The following is a 20,749-nucleotide window of genomic DNA, read 5'->3' as shown; positions in this document are numbered from 1 at the left end:
CCGCTTGCGCTGCATCCGTTGGTTGCGAGCGCAACGATTATCGGCGAGCCGATGCCGGGCGACGCCTCGCGATCGTCGTCGACGGAGCGCGCTTCGCCGCGCCCGGTTGCGTTCGCGTTCTGCTCGCCGTTCGGGCGCGCCGCCTGTTGTTCGTCGCGGTCGCCGCTGTCCCCGATTCGCGGCGGCGGCCTTCCCGAACGCGATTGCGCGCGGCCTGACGCCGTGCGCGATCGCGCGCATCAGCGCGCATCAGATCAGCCCGCGCGCCGACGCGAAATAAGTCAACTGAATCCGGTTCGCGACGCCGAAGCGTTTGCGCAGCTTGCGCAGATGGTAGTCGACGTTGTGCGCGCTGGTGTCGAGCCGCCGGCCGATCTCCTTGTCGGATGCGCCTTCGGCGATGCCGACGAGCAATTCGCGCTCGAACGGCGTGAGGCGCTCGGCCGCACGCTCGCGCGCCGACGCGATCAACTGCGGCGCCGCGAACCGGTGCACGGACAAACCGAGCGACAGCACCTGCTCGAGCGTCGTCGACGAGATCCAGTCGCGCGAGCGGCGCGGCGCGGTGAAGCTCGCGAACGCATGCACGCGCGTGCCCGGCACGGGCATCGAATACATCACGCCGCTGCACATGTCGTCGTCGTGCATCGCGCGCAGGAAGCCGTCGAGCGCATCCGCATCCGGGCCGTGCGCCGCGTGATCGCGCGCGAGCTGCCGCAGATCCCAGACGACGGGCATGCTCGACGCGCGCGTGCCGAGCATCCGCGGATCGATGTCGTGATGGCGGCGGCGCACGTAATCGCCGCGATACGCGGCAGGCGTGAACGCTTCGTGCAGGTACAGGCATTCGGCGGCGTCGCGCGTGAACTCGAGCGCGAAATAGGCGAACGTCGCGAAGCCCATCAGCCGCAGCAGGCTTGTCGCGATGCGGCCGCACTCGGCGGTGCCGCGCGCGCTCGCGAGCATTTCCGCGACGCCCAGGCGCGGCGCGAAGCGCGGCTCGGCGTCGGCCGCGCGTCTCGCGTGGCCGCACCAGACGACGTCGATCGTCTGCGCGTCGCGCGTCGTGCCGCCCGGATTCACGTGCGACACGGGACGCGCGACTGCCGCGACGGCGGCGACTTCCTGCACTGCAATGTCCGACATGACGAAAAACCTCGCGGCGGTGGTCCGGTGCCGTTCGATCGAACGGACGGATGCGGTGTGCGATCGCAACGTGTACGCTCGTGACGAACGCGTATGCGGCCTGCTCGCTCGCGACGCGAGCGGCTGCGACGAGCGCGTTCACGTTCGCGCTTGCTGCGTCTGCGGCGCGGGTGCGCTCCGTCGCGCGCGTCGCCAACGCGCATTCGCATCCGGCATCGAGACGTCGCGCGCCGCGCCCGAGTCGCGAGCGAAGGCATTGTACAAAGCGGCACGCTTGCGCGTAATATCTTGTAATACTAACCGCGCTCGGCAGCGAGACGAAAGCGCGAATCAAAGACCACTTGCTTGCCGGGGTTCCTGCGCAACAGCATCACGAACACAAGAAGCCGGCTTTCCCCCATGACAATTGCTGACAGCGCGCCGCGCATCGAATGGTTTTCGCATGCCGAGCTCGCCGCATCGCGCGGCGGATTCGCCCCGCGCGACACGCATCCTCCCGTTTCCTCGTTCGCCGCATTGCCCGATGGACCGCGTCGCGCGGCGTTCGACGTCGCGAACTGCGATGCGCGTCTGCGCGCGGTCGGCTTCACGACGCTCTGCTACGGCGCGTTCGAGCTGATCGGCCAGCAGATGCTCGCCGCATATCTGTTGCGCGATTTCGCGCCCGTGTCGTTCTTGCGCGCGTACGTCGAAGGCCGGCTGTTCGAAGTCGATCCGCGCTTCGCCGAATGGCGGCAGGGCGTTTCGCCGATCGCGTGGCGGCTCGACGAGCTCGACGCACATGCGCGCCGCACGGGCGAGCGGCGCATGCACGCGCTCGTGAATTCGTTGCGTGCGCATGCAATGCACAGCGGCGTGATCTTCTGCTGGCCGGTGCCGCATCTCGATCTGCGCGTCGTGGTGAGCCTCGCGTCGGAGGCGCACGACGGTTCGCTCGACGATCGGGTGATCGGCTGCGCGCTCGCGCTCAGCCTCGACTTGCATCGCGCCGCGCAGCCGCATCTCGATGCGCGCGTCGGCGGCGCGCGCGCGTTCGTGCTCGAGAACGACGAGGCGGCGGTGCTCGAGCGGCTCGTGCACGGCCTGTCCGATCAGGAAATCGCGAACGCGCTCAGCACGTCGCTGCATCGCGTCGGCGCGCAGATCCGCATGCTCGAAAAACGCTTCAATGCGCGCAACCGCGCGCAGCTCGCGTATCTTGCGGCGCGGCGCTTGCGCGGATGACGAAGCGTGCATCGGACGCAAGTTGGATGATGCGGCGCAACAGATTGGCGCATCGTATACAAAACCGTTTACGGGCGAATTAATTTTTCACTATAAAAAAATGTCCGCCGCAAGCCGGATTAATTGACGAATATTTTCTTCGTAATATGCGCCCAACCGACGGGCGCCGGCCGCTCGTCAGGCCATACCCTTTTTCACCATTCGAACGAGAAATTCGTCATGTGCGGAATCAGCGGCTTCGTTGGCCCTGTTGCATGTGCACCGGAGACAGCCCGCGCGACCCTCGCGCGAATGACGGACAGTCTCGCGCATCGCGGCCCGGACGATACCGGTTTGTGGATTGATCCCGACGCGGGCGTCGCGCTCGGCCATCGGCGCCTGTCGATCGTCGATTTGTCCGAGCACGGGCATCAGCCGATGCTGTCCGCGTGCGGCCGCTACGCGATGACGTTCAACGGCGAGATCTACAACTTTCGCGAGTTGCGCCGCGAGCTGGAGCGCGAGCATCGCGCGCCCGAGTGGCGCGGTCATTCGGATAGCGAAGTATTGCTCGCGGCGTTCTCCGCGTGGGGGATCGATCGCGCGCTGCAAAAGGCGGCCGGAATGTTCGCGCTCGCGCTGTGGAACCGCGAATCGCGCGTGCTCACGCTCGCGCGCGATCGCGTCGGCGAGAAGCCGCTCTATTACGGGCGCATCGGCGGCTCGTTCGTGTTCGGCTCCGAGCTGAAGGCGCTGCGGCGTTTTCCCGGCTTCGACGCGCATCCGATCGACCGCGACGCGCTGTGCCTGTATCTGCGCCACGCGAGCGTGCCCGCCCCGTACACGATCTACGAAGGCATTCGCAAGCTGCCGCCCGGCACCTGCGTGCAGCTCGAGGACGTGGCCGACGAGCCCGCGCCGCGCCGCTACTGGTCGCTCGAGCGCGTGATCGCCGCGGGCCGCGCGAATCCGTTCGACGGCGATGCGAACGCCGCGGTCGCGCAGCTCGATCACGTGCTGCGCGACGCGATCGCCGAGCAGTCGGTCGCCGACGTGCCGCTCGGCGCGTTCCTGTCGGGCGGCGTCGATTCGTCGGTGATCGTCGCGCTGATGCAGACGCAGACCGCGCAGCCGGTGCAGACGTTCACGATCGGCTTCCACGAGGCGGGCTACGACGAGGCGGGCTATGCGAAGGCGGTCGCGCGGCATCTCGGCACGTCGCACACCGAGCTCTACGTGAAGCCGTCCGACGTGCTCGCGATGGTCCCGCGCATGCCGTCCGTCTATGACGAGCCGTTCGCCGATTCGTCGCAGATTCCGACGCTGCTCGTCTCCGAGCTCACGCGCCGCCATGTGAAGGTGAGCCTGTCGGGCGACGGCGGCGACGAGCTGTTCGGCGGCTACACGCGCTATTTCCTGACGCCGCGCCTGTGGGGGCGGCTGCGCCGCGTGCCGGCCGCGGTGCGGATGCGGATCGCGGCCGCGCTGCACGCGCTGCGGCCCGACCATGCGGACCAGATCGCCGCGCTCGTGCAGGGCGTATGGAGCGGGTCCGCGCAGCGCGACGCGTCGCCGCGCGTCGGCGACCGCCTGCACAAGCTCGCGAACGTGATGACGGCCGACAGCCGCACGTCGCTGTACCGGCTGCTGATGTCGTCGGTCCATCATCCGGAGCGCTTCACGCTCGCGGGGCACGAGCCGCAGACGCTGATCGACACGCCGGGCGCGTGGCCCGCCGGGCTCTCGTTCGCCGAGCAGGCGATGGCCGTCGACACGCTCACGTACCTGCCCACCGACATCCTGACGAAGGTCGACCGCGCGGCGATGGCGGTGAGCCTCGAGACGCGGATGCCGTTTCTCGATCATCGCGTCGTCGAGTTCGCGTGGCGGCTGCCGGAGGCGCTGCGCATCCCGGACGGGCAGGACAAGTGGCTGCTGCGCAAGCTGCTGTACCGCTACGTGCCGCGGCCGCTGATCGACCGGCCGAAGCAGGGCTTCTGCGCGCCCGTCGGCGCGTGGCTGCGCGGCGAGCTGAGCGACTGGGCGGTGGAGCTGCTGCGCCCCGCGCGCCTGCGCGACGAAGGCTATCTCGACGCGACGCGCGTCGAGCGGCTGTGGCGCCAGCACCAGTCGGGCCGGATGAACTGGCAGCATCCGCTCTGGACGGTGCTGATGTTCCAGGCGTGGCTCGAGCGGCAGCGCGCCGGGTAGGCCGCCGCCGCGCGAACGAACGCGTTTCGCGCGGCGGCGCGCGCCGCGTTCAGTGATATTCGGCGACGAGCGCGAGGTGCGGCGCGGCGGCCGGACGGGCGAGCGGCGCGGCGGCGTGCGCCGCGTGCTGCTCGTCGTGCGGCTCGACGCGCGTCGTCGCCGTGCCGAACAGCACGAGCCGGTAGCCGATCGAATAGACCGGAATGATCCGCATGTTCTTGTCGAAATCGAGGCCGAGCTTCGAGCGGATGCGCGACACGTGCGTGTCGAGCGTGCGCGACGACACCGCGAGCTCGCGGCCCCACACCGCTTCCTGGATCGCCTGGCGCGACACGACCTTGTTCATGTTGTCGAGCAGGAATTCGACGACGTCGAATTCGCGCGGGGTCAGGCTGACCGGCTCGCCGTCGATCTCGATGATGCGGCGGACGAAGTTGATCTTGATGTTGTCGATGTACAGATACTTGCAATCCATGATGATCCTCGTGATTCGCAGATGAATGGGCGAACGGCACGAGGAGCGTTACCGCAAGTGTCGGGCCAGGCTGGCGAGATGCAGCGGTCAAACGGCATCAAAGGTCTTTTTTATCGCTCAAGTGCATGAATCGAAAGCGTTTTCGGGTGGCGGCGCGTGGCCTGCGGTAGCGCCGGAAATGTAACAATCTGAAACCGTTTGAAGGTGTGTTACGTAGCACGGACGTTTGCGTTACGTCTGTGCGACCGGCGACGTAACGTGCGGCGGAGCGATTGGGGCGGGCGGCGGGCGCCGCCCATCGCCCATCGCCCCCCGCCCGTCAAGCCGCCGCTTCTCCGGCGGCCGGGAACGGCAGCGCGTAGTGCCGCTTGCCCGTCGCCGCGAAGATCGCGTTCGCGACGGCGGGGCCGATCGGCGCGACGCCCGGCTCGCCGACGCCCGTCGGCGCCTCGCCCGACGGCACGATGTGCACCTCGACCTTCGGCATCTCGGCGATCCGCAGCACGCGGTAGCCGTCGAAGTTGTTCTGCTCGACCTTGCCGTCCTTCAGCGTGATCGCGCCGTGCAGCACCGCGCCGAGCCCGAAGCCGATGCCGCCTTCCATCTGCGCGGCGATTACGTCCGGATTGATCGCGGTGCCGCAGTCGACCGCGCAGACGACGCGCTCGACCTTCACGGCGCCGTGCTCGTCCACCGACACCTCGGCGACCTGCGCGACGTAGCTCCTGAACGCCTCGGCGACCGCGATCCCACGTCCGCGGCCCTTCGGCAGTGGCTTTGCCGGGTCCCAGCCGGCCTTCCCGGCGGCGAGCTCGAGCACGGCCTTCAGGCGCGGCGCGTGCGCGAGCAGGTCGCGGCGGAACAGGTACGGGTCCTTGCCCGCCGCGTGCGCGGCCTCGTCGACGAACGCCTCGACCGCATACGCGGTGTGCGAGCTGCCGACGACGCGCCACCACAGCACCGGCACGCCGGCCTTCGTCGTCGTCAGCTCGACCGATACGTTCGGAATCGCATACGGCAGGTTCGCCGCGCCCTCGACCGACGTCTGGTCGATCCCGTTCTTCACCATCACCGCCTCGAACGGCGTGCCGGCGAGGATCGACTGGCCGACGATCCGATGCCGCCAGCCGACGAGCTTGCCGTCCTTCGAAAGCGCCGCGTCGAGCTTGTGGAAGTACATCGGACGATAGAGGCCGCCGTGGATGTCGTCCTCGCGCGTCCATTGCAGCTTGACGGGCGTGCCGTTCGCGCCGAGCGCCTTCGCGATCGACACGGCCTCGACGACATAGTCCGACCACGCGTTCGCGCGCCGGCCGAAGCTGCCGCCCGCATACAGCGTATGAATCCTGACCTGCGACGGATCGAGCCCCGCGACGCGCGCCGCGTTGCCCTGGTCGATCGTCTGGAACTGATCGCCCGCCCAGATCTCGCAACTGTCGGCCGTCAGCTTGACGACCGCGTCGAGCGGCTCCATCGGCGCGTGCGCGAGGTACGGAAACTCGTACGATGCGGAGATCCGCTTCGCCGCGCCGGCGAGCGCGTGGTCGGCGTCGCCGTCGCGGCGCGCGGACGCGCCCGGGCGCTCGGCGAGCTGCCGGTACTCGCGCATGATCGCGTCGGAGCTGCGCTTCTCCGCGTTCGAATCGTCCCATTCGACCTTCAGCGCGTCGCGGCCCTGCTTCGCGGCCCAGAAGCCCTTCGCGACGACCGCGACGCCGCGCTCGACCTGCACGACCGACACGACGCCCGGCACCGCCTTCGCGGCGCTCGCGTCGAACGACTTCACCTTGCCGCCGAAGACGGGCGGGCGCTGCAGCAGCGCGACGAGCATGCCGGGCATCGTCACGTCGATCGTGAACTGCGCGGTGCCGTCGGATTTCGCGAGCGCGTCGACGCGCGGCACCGGCTTGCCGATCAGCCGGAAATCGGCCGGCGACTTCAGCGTGACCTTCTCCGGCACGGGCAGCGCGGCCGCGGCCGCCGCGAGCGAGCCGTAGGTCGCCTCGCGGCCGCTCGCCGCATGGCGCACGGCGCCGTCGCCCGTCGTCAGCTCGGCGGCGGGCACGTTCCACTGCGCGGCGGCCGCCGCTACGAGCATCGCGCGCGCCTTCGCGCCCGCCTCGCGCAACTGCATCCACGAGTTCGCCATCGCCGAGCTGCCGCCCGTGCCCTGCAGCTTGCCGAACTGCAGGTTCGCGTAGCGCGATGCGTCGGCGGGCGCGCTTTCGACGCGCACGTCGCGCCAGTTCGCGTCGAGCTCTTCGGCGACGATCGTCGCGATGCCGGTGTACGCGCCCTGGCCCATCTCGACGTGCTTCGCGATCACGGTCACGCTGTTGTCCGGCGCGACGCGCAGGAACGCGTTCGGCGCGAACGCGCCGGCTGCGCCTGCATCGGCGGCGGGGGCGGTGGCGGCGAGCGCCGGGCGGCCCGCGTCGCGCCATTCGAAGCCGATCGTGAGGCCAACGGCCGCGGCGGCGCCGGCGGCCTTCAGGAATGTGCGGCGGGACGCGCGCACCGCATTCGGGAGATCGAGGTCGGTCGTCATCGTCAGGCCTTCAGGGTGGCGGCCGCTTCGTGAATCGCGGCGCGGATGCGGGTGTAGGTCGCGCAACGGCAGATGTTGCCGTTCATCGCGGCGTCGATGTCGGCGTCGGTGGGCGCCGGGTTCTGTTCGAGGAGCGCGGTCGCCGACATGATCTGGCCGGACTGGCAGTAGCCGCACTGCGGCACCTGCAGCTTGACCCATGCGGCCTGGACGGCCTTCGCGGGCTTGCTCGCGAGCCCTTCGACCGTCGTCACGCGCTTGCCGGCGACGGCTGCGAGCGGCAGCACGCACGAGCGCACCGCCTGGCCTTCGAGATGCACGGTGCACGCGCCGCATTGCGCGGCGCCGCAGCCGAATTTCGTGCCGTGCAGGCCCGCGTCTTCGCGGATCGCCCAGAGGAGCGGCATCGAGGGATCGGCGTCCAGCGTCAGATTCTTGCCGTTCAGCACAAACGAGGTAGACATGGACAATCTCCGTGGGGGAATGCCCGGACTTGGCGCCGGGTGATAGCCGGCAGTGTGAGGGACGGACCGCCGTTGCGTTTACACAATCCTGCAAAAATATTGAACAATCCTGCAAATCCCGAGCGCGGTGGGCGGCCGCCGCGTCGCCCGCATCCGCGCCTGCCACGATCACGACTCCAACGCTCGCTCATTGCCGATGGATCAGCGCTACGCTCCACTCGAATCCGCCGCGCACGCGGCGTCTCCCCCGGCCGATGCGCGGCTGCCGTCGCTCGCGCCGCGCGAGGCCGCGCGCCGCGAGCTCGCCGCGCTGATCGACCGCTTCGCGCCCGCCGACGGCGCGCACCCGAGCGCGATTCCCGCGCTGTCGTTCTTCCGCTGCTCGTCGCCCGTCGACCTCGGCTGCAGCGTCACGCGCGCCGCGTTCGTGTTCGCCGCGCAGGGCGCGAAGCGGGTGACGGTCGCGGGGCAGGCATACGAATACGATCATCAGCAGTGCCTCGTCACGTCGGTCGATCTGCCGATGCTGTCGCAGGTCACGCGCGCGTCGGCCGATGCGCCGTATCTGTGCGTGAAGATCGCGCTCGACGTGCAGCGCATCGCCGAACTCGCGGCCGAGATGCGGATGCCGCCGCCGGACGCGGTGCCGACGGGCGAGGGGATCGCCGTCGGCGCGCTGTCCGAGCCGCTCTTCGACGCGGCGCTGCGGCTCGTGCGATTGCTCGATACTCCAGGCGACATTCCGATCCTCGCGCCGCTGATCGAAAAGGAACTGCTGTACCGGCTGCTGACGAGCGGGCAGGGCGCGCGGCTGCGGCATATCGCGGTCGCGGGCAGCCAGACGTACCGGATCGCGCGCGCGATCGAATGGCTCCGCGATCATTACGCGGAGCCGCTCAGGGTCGAGACGCTCGCGCAGCAGGTGAACATGAGCGTGTCGTCGCTGCATCATCACTTCAAGCACGTGACGACGCTGAGCCCGCTCCAGTATCAAAAGCAACTGCGGCTGCACGAGGCGCGCCGGCTGCTGCTCGGCCAGCACGGCGACGTCGGCTCGGTCGCGCTCAGGGTCGGGTACGACAGCCCGTCGCAGTTCAGCCGCGAGTACAGCCGGCTGTTCGGCGCGCCGCCGTTGCGCGACGTCGTGCAGTTGAGGCGCCGCGACGGGACGGGCGTCCAGGAGTGATGCGCGCGGCGAGTGGCGGCCGGCGCGTGGCGTGAGACACGGGTCTCGGTTCGGCATGCGCAGCGCGCGGCGAGGGACGCGCGTCTCATGCGGTCCGCGCGATCGTGCGCATGCCTGCATGTGCGCGCGCGATGCGCACGCGGGCGAAGCGGCGGTGCCGGCGCGAATGAGGCAATGAACATGAATACGGACATCGAAATGAATTCCGACCTCGAAACGGCTGTCGGCGTGGCGCGCGAGTTCTGGCGCTTGATGGGCGCGAACGATTTTCATGCGGTCGCGGCGGTGCTCGCCGACGACTTCGTGCTCGACTGGCCGCAATCGAACGAGCGCATTCGCGGCGCCCGAAATTTCGCGATGCTGAATAGCGAATACCCGGCGCACGGGCCGTGGACGTTTACGATCGGCCGGATGATCGGCGACGCGCACGAGGCCGTGTCCGACGTGTCCGTCACGGACGGCGTCCAGCGCGCGCGGGCGATTTCGTTCTTCACGGTGGTGCATCGGAAGATTGCGCGCATCGTCGAGTTCTGGCCCGAGCCATACGCCGCGCCCTACGATCGCTCGCATCTCGTCGAGCGGATCGATTGAGCGAAACGATCAAGCGAACGGATAGGGTGGTGCGCGTGCCGAAGCGTGCGACGCGCGTCGCAAAAAATCAGGCGGCTGCCTGACGGCGGCCCGCCGGGCGAATCAGGGATCGCTACGCCGCGCTCATGCCGTGCTCACGCCGCGCGCACGAACGCCGAACATACGAACGCCGGCCACTGGGTCGACGATACAAAACGGCGTTCGCCTGTTTCGCGAACGCCGTGCTTGACGTGATGTGTCGTGGTGGTTCGGAGGTCCGCTGCCGATCGGTGCACCGATTCGAAACCGGCCGCGCATGCGAGCCGCGCTGCTCAACGTCCGGCTCAGTTCGGCCACACGTGCGCCGCGCTCAGCGAACGACGGTGAATCCCTGATGCTCGGGCTGGATCGACGCCGAATCGACCGCTTGCAGGCGCCACGCGCCTTGCGGGTTCTCGCCGCCGAGGACCGCGTCGCCATGCTCTTCGTCGGACGAACGCTCTACGTTCGAGAACGACAGCCCTTGCAGCCGGCACAGCGCTTCGCCGCTGTCGGCCGAGCACAGCGCAACCGCGCCTTCGACGTCCTTCACCTTGCCCCACGTCGGCAGATCGATGCCCTGATGCGCTTCGCGCGACCACAGTTGCTCGTCGGTGTCGAGCCACAGGACCGCGAATTGCTGCGCAGAGGAACCGCTGCCGTTGATTCGAATGGTGAGGCGCATGCTTCGTCTCCTTTCGAAGGTTAGCCGGTGAGCTTTCTCAGTCTAGGTGGATTGACACGGAACGCAAGCGGCGTCACAAAAAGATTGACGCGGATCGCGTTGCGCTGCACTGGGCGGCGCGTGCGAAACGGTTGCGCATAGCGTGCCGTGAACGGGCTTGTCTGCGCAATCAGGTGTTTTCATGAGCGATGCGTGCACACGCATGTCATGTCGGCCCGATTGCATCGCGTTATCGGGCGCGTCGATTTGCCGCGCGCACGCGGTTGCGCGCGTCGCCAAAGCAGCGTGTGCGATGCGCATTTTCCGGGGTCCGGAATAACGTTTCCCGAATCGATCGGTTGGTCGCGGCAAGCCCCGTTGATAGATTGGTCCCTTGTTCTTCAACGGAGACACGCATGTCCGCGATCTATGAGACGGCCGTCCAAACCGCGCGCGGCGAGCCCGCGCGAGACGCGCATCTAATCGCGAGCGACGCCGAGGCGATCGACGCCGCGCGCGCGCTCGCCGAGCGGCTCGCGCCAGGCGCGGCCGAGCGCGATCGTGAGCGCAGGCTGCCCTACGACGAAATCGACTGGTTCTCGCAATCGGGCCTCTGGGCGATCACGGTGCCGAAGGCGTATGGCGGCGCGGGCGTGTCGCACGTGACGCTGACCGAGGTCGTGAAGCGCGTCGCGGCCGCGGACCCGTCGCTCGGACAACTGCCGCAGAACCACTTCGGCCTCGTCGACGTGATCGCGCTCACGGGCACCGACGAGCAGAAGCGCTTCTTCTTCGGCGAGATTCTGAAGGGCAAGCGATTCGGTAACGGCTTCTCGGAGAAGGGCACGAAGAACGTGCTCGACCTGAAGACGAAAGTGATTCGCGACGGCGACGGCTATCGCGTCGACGGCACGAAGTTCTATTCGACGGGCGCGCTGTTCGCGCATTACGTGCCGGTGCTCGGGATCGACGACGATCGCAAGGGCTGGCTCGCGTACATTCCGAAGGGCACGCCCGGGCTCTCGGTGATCGATGACTGGTCGGGCTTCGGCCAGCGGACGACCGCGAGCGGCACGGTCAGGCTCGACAACGTGCGCGTGCCGGCGTCGCATGTGTTTGCCGCGCACCGCGTGTCGGATCAGCCGACGCTGAACGGCCCGCTGTCGCAGATCATTCAGGCGGCGATCGACGCGGGCATCGCGCACGCGGCGCTCGACGACACGCTGCGCTTCGTGCGCGAGCGCTCGCGGCCGTGGATCGACAGCGGCGTCGAGCGCGCGGCCGACGATCCGCTGACGATTCGCGAGACGGGCCGCCTCGTGATCCAGTTGCACGCGGCCGATGCGCTGCTCGAACGCGCGGCGCGCACGCTCGATGCGCTCGCCGCGCAACGCGAAGTCTCCGAGGACGACGTCGCGCGCGCATCGGTTGCGGTGGGCGAGGCGAAGGTGTTGACGACCGAGATCGCGCTGCTCGCAAGCGAGAAGCTGTTCGAGCTCGCCGGCACGCAGGCGACGCTCGCCGAGCACGGCCTCGACCGCCACTGGCGCAACGCGCGCACGCATACGCTGCACGACCCGGTGCGCTGGAAATATCACCTCGTCGGCAACTACTATCTGAACGGCGTCGCGCCCGCGCGCCACGCATGGAACTGAGCCGATGAACGCGATCACGCAGCCGGCCGTCGCGCGTGCGGCGCGACGGATTTCGAGCGACGCCGACGCGCTCGACGCGGCCCGCGCGTTCGCGGCGACGATCGCGCCCGACGCCGCCGCGCGCGATCGCGAGCGCCGTCTGCCGCACGCTGAGCTCGACGCGTATTCGGCAACGGGCCTCTGGGGCATCGCGGTGCCGCGCGAATTCGGCGGCGCGGCGGTGTCGGCGGCGACGCTCGCGGAGGTCACGGCGATCGTGTCGGAGGCCGATCCCGCGATCGGCCAGATTCCGCAGAACCATTTCTTCATGCTCGAAGTGCTGCGCGTGAACGGCACGCGCGCGCAGCAGCGCTTCTACTTCGAGCGCGCGCTCGCGGGCGAGCGCTTCGGCAACGCGCTGTCCGAGCGCGGCACGAAGCACGTGCGCGACTACCGGACGACGATCACGCCCGACGGCGCGGGCTTCCGGCTCAACGGCCGCAAGTTCTATTCGACGGGCGCGCTCTTCGCGCACTGGATTCCGGTCGTCGCGAAGGACGCGAACGACCGGCTGCACGTCGCGTTCGCGCCGGCGCGCGCGCCGGGCCTCACGGTCGACGACGACTGGAACGGCTTCGGCCAGCGCACGACGGGCAGCGGCACGACGCGGCTCGACGACGTGTATGTCGACGCATCGGCCGTCGTGCCGTACAGCGACGCGTTCGACGCGAAGCCGACGCCGGTCGGCCCGCTCGGCCAACTGCTGCACGCGGCCGTCGATCTCGGCATCGCGCGCGCCGCGTTCGCCGACGCGCGCCGCTTCGTGCGCGAACGCGCGCGGCCGTGGATCGACAGCGGCGTCGCGCGCGCGAGCGACGATCCGCTCGCGCTCGTGATCTTCGGCAGGCTCGCAGTCGACCTCGACGCGGCCGGCGCGCTGACCGAGCGCGCGGGCATGCGCGTGGACGCGGCGATCGACGATGCGAACGAGCGCACGGTCGCGGCCGCGTCGATCGCGGTCGCGAAGGCGCGCGCGGCGACGACCGAGATCGCGCTCGCGGCGTCGTCGCGCCTCGTCGAGCTCGCGGGCACGCAGGGCACGCTCGCCGAGCACGCGCTCGATCGCCACTGGCGCAATGCGCGCACGCACACGCTGCACGATCCGGTGCGCTGGAAATACATCGCGATCGCCGATTACTACCTGAACGACACGCTGCCGCCGCGCCACGGCGCGTTGTGACGCGATAGCCGCGCATCGACCGAATCGAGAGAACGCTTCACCATGACCCGACAGATCCGTTTCAACGCCTTCGACATGAACTGCGTCGGCCATCAGTCGCCGGGGCTCTGGGCGCATCCGCGCGACGAGTCGTGGCGCTATCGCGAACTGAGCTACTGGACCGGGCTCGCGCAACTGCTGGAGCGCGGCAAGTTCGATGGCCTGTTCATCGCCGACGTGCTCGGCATCTACGACGTCTATCAGGGCAGCGGCGAAGCGGCGATCCGGCAGGGCGCGCAGGTGCCCGTCAACGATCCGATCCTGCTCGTGTCCGCGATGGCGGCCGCGACGCGGCATCTCGGCTTCGGCGTCACGTGCTCGCTGTCGTATGAGCATCCGTATCCGTTCGCGCGGCGCATGTCGACGCTCGATCATCTGACGGGCGGGCGCGTCGGCTGGAACGTCGTCACGTCGTACCTCGACAGCGCCGCGCGCAACCTCGGGCTGCCGCAGCAGACGAATCACGACGAGCGCTACGCGATCGCCGACGAGTATCTCGAGGTCTGCTACAAGCTGTGGGAAGGCTCGTGGGAAGACGACGCCGTCGTGCGCGACGCCGCGCGCCACGTGTTCGCCGAGCCGTCGAAGGTGCATCCGGTCGGCCATCGCGGCCGCCATTACGACGTGCCCGGCATCCATCTGTGCGAGCCGTCGCCGCAGCGCACGCCGGTGCTCTATCAGGCGGGCGCGTCCCGGCGCGGCAAGGACTTCGCCGCGCAGCATGCGGAGTGCATCTTCGTCGCCGCGCCGTCGCGCACGATCCTGAAGGCGTTCGTCGCCGACATCCGCGAGCGCGTGAAGCAGTTCGGCCGCGATCCGCGCGACGTGCTGATCTTCAACCTGCACACGGTGATCACGGGCCGCACGTCGGCCGACGCGCACGCGAAGCACGCCGACTATCGCCGCTACGCGAGCGACGAGGGCGCGCTCGCGCTGATGTCCGGCTGGACCGGGATCGATCTGTCGAAATACGACCTCGACGCGCCGCTCGAGCACGTCGAGAGCAATGCGATCCAGTCGGCCGTCGAGGCGCTGTCGAGCGCCGATCCGACGCGCCAGTGGACCGTGCGCGAGATCGCGCGCTGGGGCGGCATCGGCGGACTCGGGCCGGTGTCGGTCGGCGACGCGCGCGAGATCGCCGACGATCTGCAATCGTGGGTCGACGAGACCGACGTCGACGGCTTCAACCTCGCGTACGCGGTGACGCCGGAGACGTTCGTCGACGTCGTCGAGCTCGTCGTGCCGGAACTGCAGCGGCGCGGCGTCTATCAGACCGACTATGCGCCGGGCACGCTGCGCGAGAAGCTGCATCGCGCGGGGCCGCGGCTCGCGGCGCCGCATCCGGCCGCGCGCTATCGCGTCGGCGGCGAGCACGCGGCGGCCGAGCGGATCGCGGCGGGGGAGTGACGGCGAGCAGGCCGCGGCGTCGCCGGTCGGTCGGCGGCGATCCGAGGACGATGATCGGGCGCGCGATGCCGGGCGTCGAGTCGAGGCTCGGCGGCCGCCGGCCTGCGTTGCCGGCGCGCCCGCGCCGATCGCCGAATCCGCCGAGTCCGGCAGGCGTTCGCGCCTTGCGTCGTCACGCAGCCGCGCTTCGCGCCTTCTGCTCGCGAGCCGGCGCATCGAGCGCGGGCAGCGTGATCACGAAGCGCGCGCCGCCGAGCGGTGAGTCGTCGAGCCGCACGTCACCGCCGTGCGCGAGCGCGACGCGCCGCACGATCGTGAGGCCCAGGCCGAAGCCGCCCGTTAGCCGGTCGCGGCTCGAATCGAGCCGGTGGAACGGTTCGAACACGCGGTCGCGGTCGGCTGCCGGAATGCCGGGGCCGTCGTCGTCGACAGTCAGCACGAGCGCGCCCGCTTCGCCGAGCGCCGCCCGCAGCGAGATCGTCGACGACGCATAGCGCATGCCGTTGCGAATCAGGTTCAGCAGCGCGCGCGCGACGAGCTTCGCATCGCACACGTGGCACGCGGGCGCGCCGCGCGCCGCCACGTCGAGCGTGAGCCGGCGATCGGCGATGTCGTGCGCGACGCTCGCCGCGACGCTGTCGATCAGCTCCGCGACCATCACCTGCATCAGCGCGAGATGCCGCTCGCCCTGTTCGAGCCGGCCGATCGTCAGCAGCTCGGTGACGAGCTCGTCGAGCTCGCGCACGTCGCGGCGAAGCGCCTCCTGCCGCTCGCGCATGCGCTCGGTCGCATCCGGCGACGTGAGCAGCGCGAGGCCGAACTCGAGACGCGCGAGCGGCGTCTTCAGCTCGTGCGAGATGCCATGCATCATCTCGCGCTGCTGCTGGATCGACGCCTCGATCCGTTTCGCCATGTCGTTGAACTGCTGCGACAGCTCGTAGATGTTCGACTTGCGCGACAGCTCGGCGCGCGTCGACAGCCGGCCGTTGCCGAACGCGCGCGCGGCCGCCTCGAGCTTGCGCAGGTCGCGCCAGTGGTAGTGGATCCACAGCGCGACGGCGAGCAGCGTCGCGAGCGCGACGGTCAGGTACGCGTAGATCTGGATGTCGAGGCTGGGCGGCTCGTCCGGGCGCGCGTGCAGCACGGTGCCGTCGACGAGCGGCATGAAATAGTCCTTGCCGTCGTAGCTGATCGCGATCTCGCCGCGGTCGAGATCGCGCCGCTGCTCGGCGCTCAGCAGCTTGCGCGCGTCGTCGATCGACATGAAGCCGAAGCCCTCGTTGCCGTGCTTCGCGAGCTCGCGCAGCGCGCCTTGGCGCGACTCGCCCGGATGGCGCTCGAGATAATCGTTCAGCACGAACGCGTAGGTGCTGAGCGTCTCGCGCGCGGCGCTCGACATCCGGTCGTAGAAGAAGCGCGTGAACGACGTGTTGATGAAAAGGATCGCCGCCGCTGCGCAGACGACCACGACGAGATACAGCCTGACGAGCGAGCGCAGCATTCAGTCGTCCCACGCGGACGGGCTGAACAGATAGCCGCGCCCCCAGATCGTCTTGATCTTGTGCGGCTCGGACGAGGCGTCCTCGAACCGGCGCCGCAGCTTCGAGATGCCCGAGTCGACCGAGCGGTCGAGGCCGTCGAACTCGATGCCGCGCAATTGCTTGAGGATGTCGTCGCGGCTCAGCACGGTGCCTGCCGAGCGCGCGAGGATCAGCAGCAGGTTGAACTCGGCCGTCTTCAGGTCGACGGGCTCGCCGCGCCACGTGACCGTGCGGTTCGGCGGCGAGATCGCAAGCTCGCCGAACACGAGCGTCTCGCTCGCGGGCGATTCGACGCTCGCGCCCGGCTGCGCGCGGCGCAGCAACGCGCGTGCGCGCGCGACGAGCACGCGCGGCTCGATCGGCTTCGTCACGTAGTCGTCGGCGCCCGTCTCGAGGCCGGCCACCTGATCGTAGACGTCCGAGCGCGCGGTCAGGATCAGCACCGGCACGTTCGAGAACCCGCGGATGCGGCGGCACACTTCCATGCCGTCGAGATGCGGCAGCATCAGGTCGAGTATCACGAGCGCGGGCTGATGCTCGCGCACGGCCCCGACGGCGAGGTCGCCGCGCCGGACCACCGTCACCGAGAATTCGTAGCTGTCGAGATACTCGCGGATCAATTGCGCGAGGCGATCGTCGTCTTCGATCAGCAGCACCCGGTATTTGAGCGGCACTTCGTTCATGGTTTCCTCGGCAAGGGGCTGCGCGCGCGAAGCGCGGGCAGGGCACGCGCATTCTAGCCGCGCGCGCCGGCCGCCGGGGACGGCCACAACAATCGCCGACAATCGGACACAAATCCGCACATATTCCCGAAACATTCGGGACAGATTCGCCGGGCGCCCGAACCTAGACTGCGGACTCCCTGGCTCTTTCCCGGCACCGCGCGGCCATCCCTTCACTCCCTCCGGTATTGCGTGCCGTTCGCGGCCTTCATGTCCGTCGCGGCCGCGGTGAGTCATGACGACGGCTGCGCGGACGAGAGCCGCTTCAACCGGCCGGGCCCGGATTATATGAAGGGCATGGGCACGCGCCGGGCTCGGTGATGTTTCTGATTCTGAAGAAGGAGGTGCCCATCGTGCTGATCTGGAAAACCGCGCTTTCGCTTACCTGGCGGGCGGGCCTCGTGTCGCCCGCGAGCGCGCCCGCCGCGGCCGCGCACGTCGACCGGATCGTGCTTACCGGGGCGACCGGCTTCATCGGCGGCGCGGTGCTCGTGTCGCTCGTCAACGCCGGGCTGCTCGATCGCGTCGTGTGCGTCGTGCGCGCGTGCGACCGCGCGCACGCGCTCGCGCGGCTGCGCGCGGCGGCGCTCAAGAGCGGGCTCGCGCCTTACTGGGCCGAGCGGCTGACCGAGGCGAACGTGATCGCGGGCGAGCTCGACGGCGCGCTCGCCGATGCGGACGCGGCGCGCATCGCGCTCGCATCGCACGTGATCCATTGCGCGGGCGTCGCGTCGCTCGCCGATGCGAGCGTCGTCAACGAGACGAACGTCGACGCGACGCTGCACTTCGCGCGCCGCTTCGCGGGCAGCCGGCGGCTGCAGCGCTTCGTGCATGTCGGCGCGGCGTTCGCCTGCGGGATCAGGGCCCGCGGCACGATCCACGAGGACGATACGCCGGCGCGCGGCCGCGAGATCGATGTCGGGCCGTATACGCGCGGCAAGCGCGACGCGGAAGCGCAACTGCGCGCGCTCGGCCTGCCGCTCGTCGTCGTGCGGCCGTCGTGCGTCGTCGGGCACACGCTGCTCGGCACGCAGCCGTCGGCGAGCACGTTCTGGATGTTCCGGATCGTTCACGCGGCGCGCCGCTTCACCGCGCGGCCGATGGCGCGCATCGACGTGATCGCGGTGGACGACTGCGCGCGCGCGCTGATGCTGCTCGCGCTCAAGCCGTCGCTCGCGCACGATACGTACCACGTGTCGGCGGGCGACGAAGCGCCGACCGTCACACAGATCGTGCGCGCGATGGACGAGGCGGTGGGCCTCGACGACGAGCCGCGCTACGCGCTCTGCTCGTCCGCCGAGTTTCCTTCGATCGCGCGCGACGTGCTCGGCCGCCGCGACGCCGCGCGCGAGCGCGTGATCCGGCGCGCGTTGCAGTCTTACGCCGCGTTCGCCGAGCTCGACCATGTGTTCGACAACGCGCGCGTGCGCCGCGAGATCGATTTCGAGCCGCTGCCGTTCGTCGATTACGTGAACGAATGCATGCGCACGTCGCGCGGCGTCGACGTGCTTGCGCAGATGCCGCGGACGGCTGCCGGCGCAAGCCTGTCATGAGCGCGAACAGACCCTGGACTTGCGCGCGGCGGCCGCGCGTCACGAGCCGCCGACTTCGATCAGCTTGTCGAGCGCCGCGTACACCTCGCGGAGCGCATCCGCGCCGAAGCGCTGCTCGAGGAGCCGATACTGCTCGTCGATGCGCGGGCCGATCTGCGTGACGAGCTGACGACTCTGCGGCGTCAGGCTGACGATCAGCCTGCGCTGATCCTCCTGCGCGCGCGTGCGGCGAATCAGGCCGTCGCGCTCCATTCTCTCCAGCACGCCCGTGAGGCTCGGGCTCAGGATGCAGCAGCGCTTCGCGATCTGCCCGGCTTCGAGCTCATGAGACGGTTCGCCGTCCAGCACGCGAATGATCCGCCATTGCTGCTCCGTCAGCGCAAATTCCTTCAGGATCGGCCGGAACCGGCCCATCAACGTTTCGCGGGCCTCGAGCAGCAGCATGGCCAGATTGCGGTGATCGAACTTACGATTCATGAGGGTCCTGGAAGGGCAGTTGATCCATCAATCTTAGCAGGGCGAAAATCGTCGGTGACCGCCTTATCAGGGTTATCAGGGTTATCGCGGTTGTTCTTTTCGCATGCTGTAGTTAATATGTTAATCAATTGACCCGGCCGCGCGACGCGGCGGAGGATGAATCGCATGGAGCTGTCTCTCGTCGAACGCGGCGCGCGCGTCGCGACGGTGCCGATCGGCGCCGTCTACGGCGCGCTGCTCAACGATCGCGGCGCGCTCGCGGCGCTTGGCGACGCGGTGCACGCGCCGCCGTACAACCAGCCGCCGCGGGCGCCCGTGCTGTACGTGAAGCCCGCGAACACGCACGCGGGCGACGGCGCGGCCGTCGTCGTGCCGGCGGGCGTCGACGCGCTCGAAATCGGCGCGTCGGTCGGCGTCGTGTTCGCGCGCCGCACGACGCGCGTGCCAGCCGAGCAGGCGCTCGACTTCGTTGAAGGTTTTACGCTTGCAAGCGACGTGTCGATTCCGCATCCCGATTATTACCGGCCGGCGGTGCGCTTCAAGTGCCGCGACGGCTTTTGCCCGCTCGGGCCGGCGATCGTTGCACGCGCAAGCATCCGCGACGCGGACGCGCTCGTGGTGACGGTGCGCGTGGACGGCGAGCGGCGCTACGAGGCGAGCACCGCGAACCTGATCCGCCCGGTCGCGCGGCTGATCGCCGACGTATCGGCGTTCATGTCGTTCGACGCGGGCGACGTGCTGCTCGTCGGCGTCGGCCCGAACGCGCCGCGCGCGGCGGCGGGCAGCGCGATCGAGATCGACGCGCCGGGCATCGGCACGCTGCGTCACACGTTGATCGCGGAGGGGGCGCGATGAAGACCGCGCGCATCGTATTCAACGGCGCGCTGCACGCGGCCGAGCCGGCGGGCGAAGGGCGCGTGCGGCTCGATACCGGGCGCGTGCTTGCCGAGACGGACGTCTCGTGGCTGCCGCCCATCGTGCCGCGCACGACGTTCGCGCTCGGCCTGAACTATGCCGATCACGCGAAGGAGCTCGCGTTCAGCGCGCCCGCCGAGCCGCTCATCTTCCTGAAAGGGCCGAACACGTTCGTCGGCCACCGCGCGCAAACTGTGCGGCCCGCCGACGCCACGCACATGCATTACGAGTGCGAGCTCGCGGTCGTGATCGGCCGCGAGGCGCGGCGCGTCGCGCGCGCGCAGGCGCTCGACCATGTGCTCGGCTACACGATCGGCAACGATTACGCGGTTCGCGACTATCTGGAGAACTTTTACCGGCCGAACCTGCGCGTGAAGAATCGCGACACATGCACGCCGCTTGGCCCGTGGCTCGTGAGCCGCGACGAGATCGGCGACGCGTCGAATCTCGCGCTGCGCACGACGGTCAACGGCGTCGAGACGCAGCGCGGCAACACGCGCGACATGATCTTCGACGTCGCGTCGCTGATCGAATACATCAGCGGATTCATGACGCTCTCGCCCGGCGACCTGATCCTGACCGGCACGCCCGAGGGGCTCGCCGACACGAAGCCGGGCGACGAGGTCGTGACCGAGATCGAGGGGATCGGCCGGCTCGTCAACACGATCGTCGGCGAAGCGGATTACTATCGCGCCGGCTGACGCCGCCGCACAAG

General features: G+C 69.2%; 18 protein-coding genes and 1 pseudogene. 11 read left to right on the top strand and 8 right to left on the bottom strand.

Features of this window, described 5'->3' with window-relative positions; genetic code table 11:
* Window positions 1-249: 249 nt before the first annotated feature.
* Complete coding sequence (locus WT16_RS20040) at window positions 250-1,146, bottom strand: LuxR family transcriptional regulator (protein WP_063534048.1); 897 nt, start codon at window positions 1,144-1,146, stop codon at window positions 250-252.
* Between the two features lie 399 nt (window positions 1,147-1,545).
* On the opposite strand from WT16_RS20040, the gene WT16_RS20030 reads away from it, so the two are divergent.
* Window positions 1,546-2,370, top strand: coding sequence for an autoinducer binding domain-containing protein (locus tag WT16_RS20030; RefSeq protein WP_063534046.1), 825 nt, complete (start codon window positions 1,546-1,548; stop codon window positions 2,368-2,370).
* A gap of 219 nt (window positions 2,371-2,589) precedes the next feature.
* A complete protein-coding gene (asnB, locus tag WT16_RS20025; RefSeq protein WP_063534045.1) occupies window positions 2,590-4,560 on the top strand; it encodes an asparagine synthase (glutamine-hydrolyzing) in 1,971 nt (656 codons plus the stop codon).
* 49 nt (window positions 4,561-4,609) lie between these two features.
* On the opposite strand, the gene WT16_RS20020 is transcribed toward asnB, so the two are convergent.
* The 3 genes from WT16_RS20020 to WT16_RS20010 form a co-directional block, all read right to left on the bottom strand.
* Window positions 4,610-5,035 (bottom strand): winged helix-turn-helix domain-containing protein, encoded by a 426-nt coding sequence (locus WT16_RS20020; protein ID WP_006027665.1) that lies wholly within the window; start codon window positions 5,033-5,035, stop codon window positions 4,610-4,612.
* A 319-nt stretch (window positions 5,036-5,354) separates the two neighbouring features.
* A complete protein-coding gene (locus WT16_RS20015) occupies window positions 5,355-7,583 on the bottom strand; it encodes a xanthine dehydrogenase family protein molybdopterin-binding subunit (RefSeq protein WP_006027664.1) in 2,229 nt (742 codons plus the stop codon).
* 2 nt (window positions 7,584-7,585) lie between these two features.
* Window positions 7,586-8,047 carry a (2Fe-2S)-binding protein gene (locus WT16_RS20010; protein ID WP_063534044.1) on the bottom strand — a complete coding sequence of 154 codons (462 nt, stop codon included), beginning with the start codon at window positions 8,045-8,047 and terminating at the stop codon, window positions 7,586-7,588.
* Window positions 8,048-8,243: 196 nt separating this feature from the next.
* Between WT16_RS20010 and WT16_RS20005 the strand changes: the two genes are divergently transcribed.
* Both WT16_RS20005 and WT16_RS20000 read left to right on the top strand, forming a co-directional pair.
* Window positions 8,244-9,233, top strand: coding sequence for an AraC family transcriptional regulator (locus tag WT16_RS20005; protein WP_006027662.1), 990 nt, complete (start codon window positions 8,244-8,246; stop codon window positions 9,231-9,233).
* Window positions 9,234-9,425: 192 nt separating this feature from the next.
* On the top strand, window positions 9,426-9,824 hold the full coding sequence (locus WT16_RS20000; protein WP_041862168.1) for a nuclear transport factor 2 family protein: 399 nt from the start codon (window positions 9,426-9,428) through the stop codon (window positions 9,822-9,824).
* Window positions 9,825-10,173: 349 nt separating this feature from the next.
* Here the strand turns inward: WT16_RS20000 and WT16_RS19995 are convergent, their stop codons facing one another.
* Window positions 10,174-10,527 carry a DUF3564 family protein gene (locus WT16_RS19995; RefSeq protein WP_006027660.1) on the bottom strand — a complete coding sequence of 118 codons (354 nt, stop codon included), beginning with the start codon at window positions 10,525-10,527 and terminating at the stop codon, window positions 10,174-10,176.
* A gap of 395 nt (window positions 10,528-10,922) precedes the next feature.
* Between WT16_RS19995 and WT16_RS19990 the strand changes: the two genes are divergently transcribed.
* Genes WT16_RS19990 through WT16_RS19980 form a run of 3 tightly spaced genes read left to right on the top strand, consistent with a single transcriptional unit; the run spans window position 10,923 to window position 14,826 of the window.
* Entirely contained in the window at window positions 10,923-12,161 is a 1,239-nt protein-coding gene (locus WT16_RS19990) for an SfnB family sulfur acquisition oxidoreductase (protein ID WP_015603097.1), read from the top strand.
* Window positions 12,162-12,165: 4 nt separating this feature from the next.
* Window positions 12,166-13,380, top strand: coding sequence for an SfnB family sulfur acquisition oxidoreductase (locus WT16_RS19985; RefSeq protein ID WP_063534043.1), 1,215 nt, complete (start codon window positions 12,166-12,168; stop codon window positions 13,378-13,380).
* A gap of 42 nt (window positions 13,381-13,422) precedes the next feature.
* Complete coding sequence (locus tag WT16_RS19980) at window positions 13,423-14,826, top strand: LLM class flavin-dependent oxidoreductase (protein WP_015602934.1); 1,404 nt, start codon at window positions 13,423-13,425, stop codon at window positions 14,824-14,826.
* Between the two features lie 172 nt (window positions 14,827-14,998).
* On the opposite strand, the gene WT16_RS19975 is transcribed toward WT16_RS19980, so the two are convergent.
* Both WT16_RS19975 and bprR read right to left on the bottom strand, forming a co-directional pair.
* Window positions 14,999-16,327 (bottom strand): ATP-binding protein, encoded by a 1,329-nt coding sequence (locus WT16_RS19975; protein ID WP_063534042.1) that lies wholly within the window; start codon window positions 16,325-16,327, stop codon window positions 14,999-15,001.
* Window positions 16,328-17,050 carry a two-component system response regulator BprR gene (bprR, locus tag WT16_RS19970; RefSeq protein ID WP_015603072.1) on the bottom strand — a complete coding sequence of 241 codons (723 nt, stop codon included), beginning with the start codon at window positions 17,048-17,050 and terminating at the stop codon, window positions 16,328-16,330.
* Window positions 17,051-17,299: 249 nt separating this feature from the next.
* On the opposite strand from bprR, the pseudogene WT16_RS35670 reads away from it, so the two are divergent.
* Window positions 17,300-17,412 (top strand): annotated as a pseudogene (locus WT16_RS35670) (MipA/OmpV family protein); the annotation flags it as partial.
* A 30-nt stretch (window positions 17,413-17,442) separates the two neighbouring features.
* Window positions 17,443-18,642, top strand: coding sequence for an SDR family oxidoreductase (locus tag WT16_RS19965; RefSeq protein WP_059930349.1), 1,200 nt, complete (start codon window positions 17,443-17,445; stop codon window positions 18,640-18,642).
* 39 nt (window positions 18,643-18,681) lie between these two features.
* Here WT16_RS19965 and hpaR read toward each other — a convergent pair whose 3' ends face one another.
* The gene (hpaR, locus tag WT16_RS19960; protein WP_009914602.1) at window positions 18,682-19,119 is read right to left on the bottom strand and encodes a homoprotocatechuate degradation operon regulator HpaR; all 438 of its coding nucleotides are present in this window, start codon (window positions 19,117-19,119) and stop codon (window positions 18,682-18,684) included.
* A gap of 165 nt (window positions 19,120-19,284) precedes the next feature.
* Between hpaR and WT16_RS19955 the strand changes: the two genes are divergently transcribed.
* Complete coding sequence (locus tag WT16_RS19955; protein ID WP_041862055.1) at window positions 19,285-19,974, top strand: fumarylacetoacetate hydrolase family protein; 690 nt, start codon at window positions 19,285-19,287, stop codon at window positions 19,972-19,974.
* Window positions 19,971-20,735, top strand: coding sequence for a fumarylacetoacetate hydrolase family protein (locus tag WT16_RS19950; RefSeq protein ID WP_041862056.1), 765 nt, complete (start codon window positions 19,971-19,973; stop codon window positions 20,733-20,735). The genes WT16_RS19955 and WT16_RS19950 overlap by 4 nt, the downstream gene beginning before the upstream one ends.
* The last annotated feature ends 14 nt before the right edge of the window (window positions 20,736-20,749 follow it).

Source organism: Burkholderia sp. MSMB1589WGS (assembly GCF_001636105.1).
GTDB classification, from domain to species: Bacteria; Pseudomonadota; Gammaproteobacteria; order Burkholderiales; family Burkholderiaceae; genus Burkholderia; species Burkholderia humptydooensis.
Note: the sequence above shows the minus strand (reverse complement) of the source record. Positions and strands in the feature narration are given on the sequence as shown.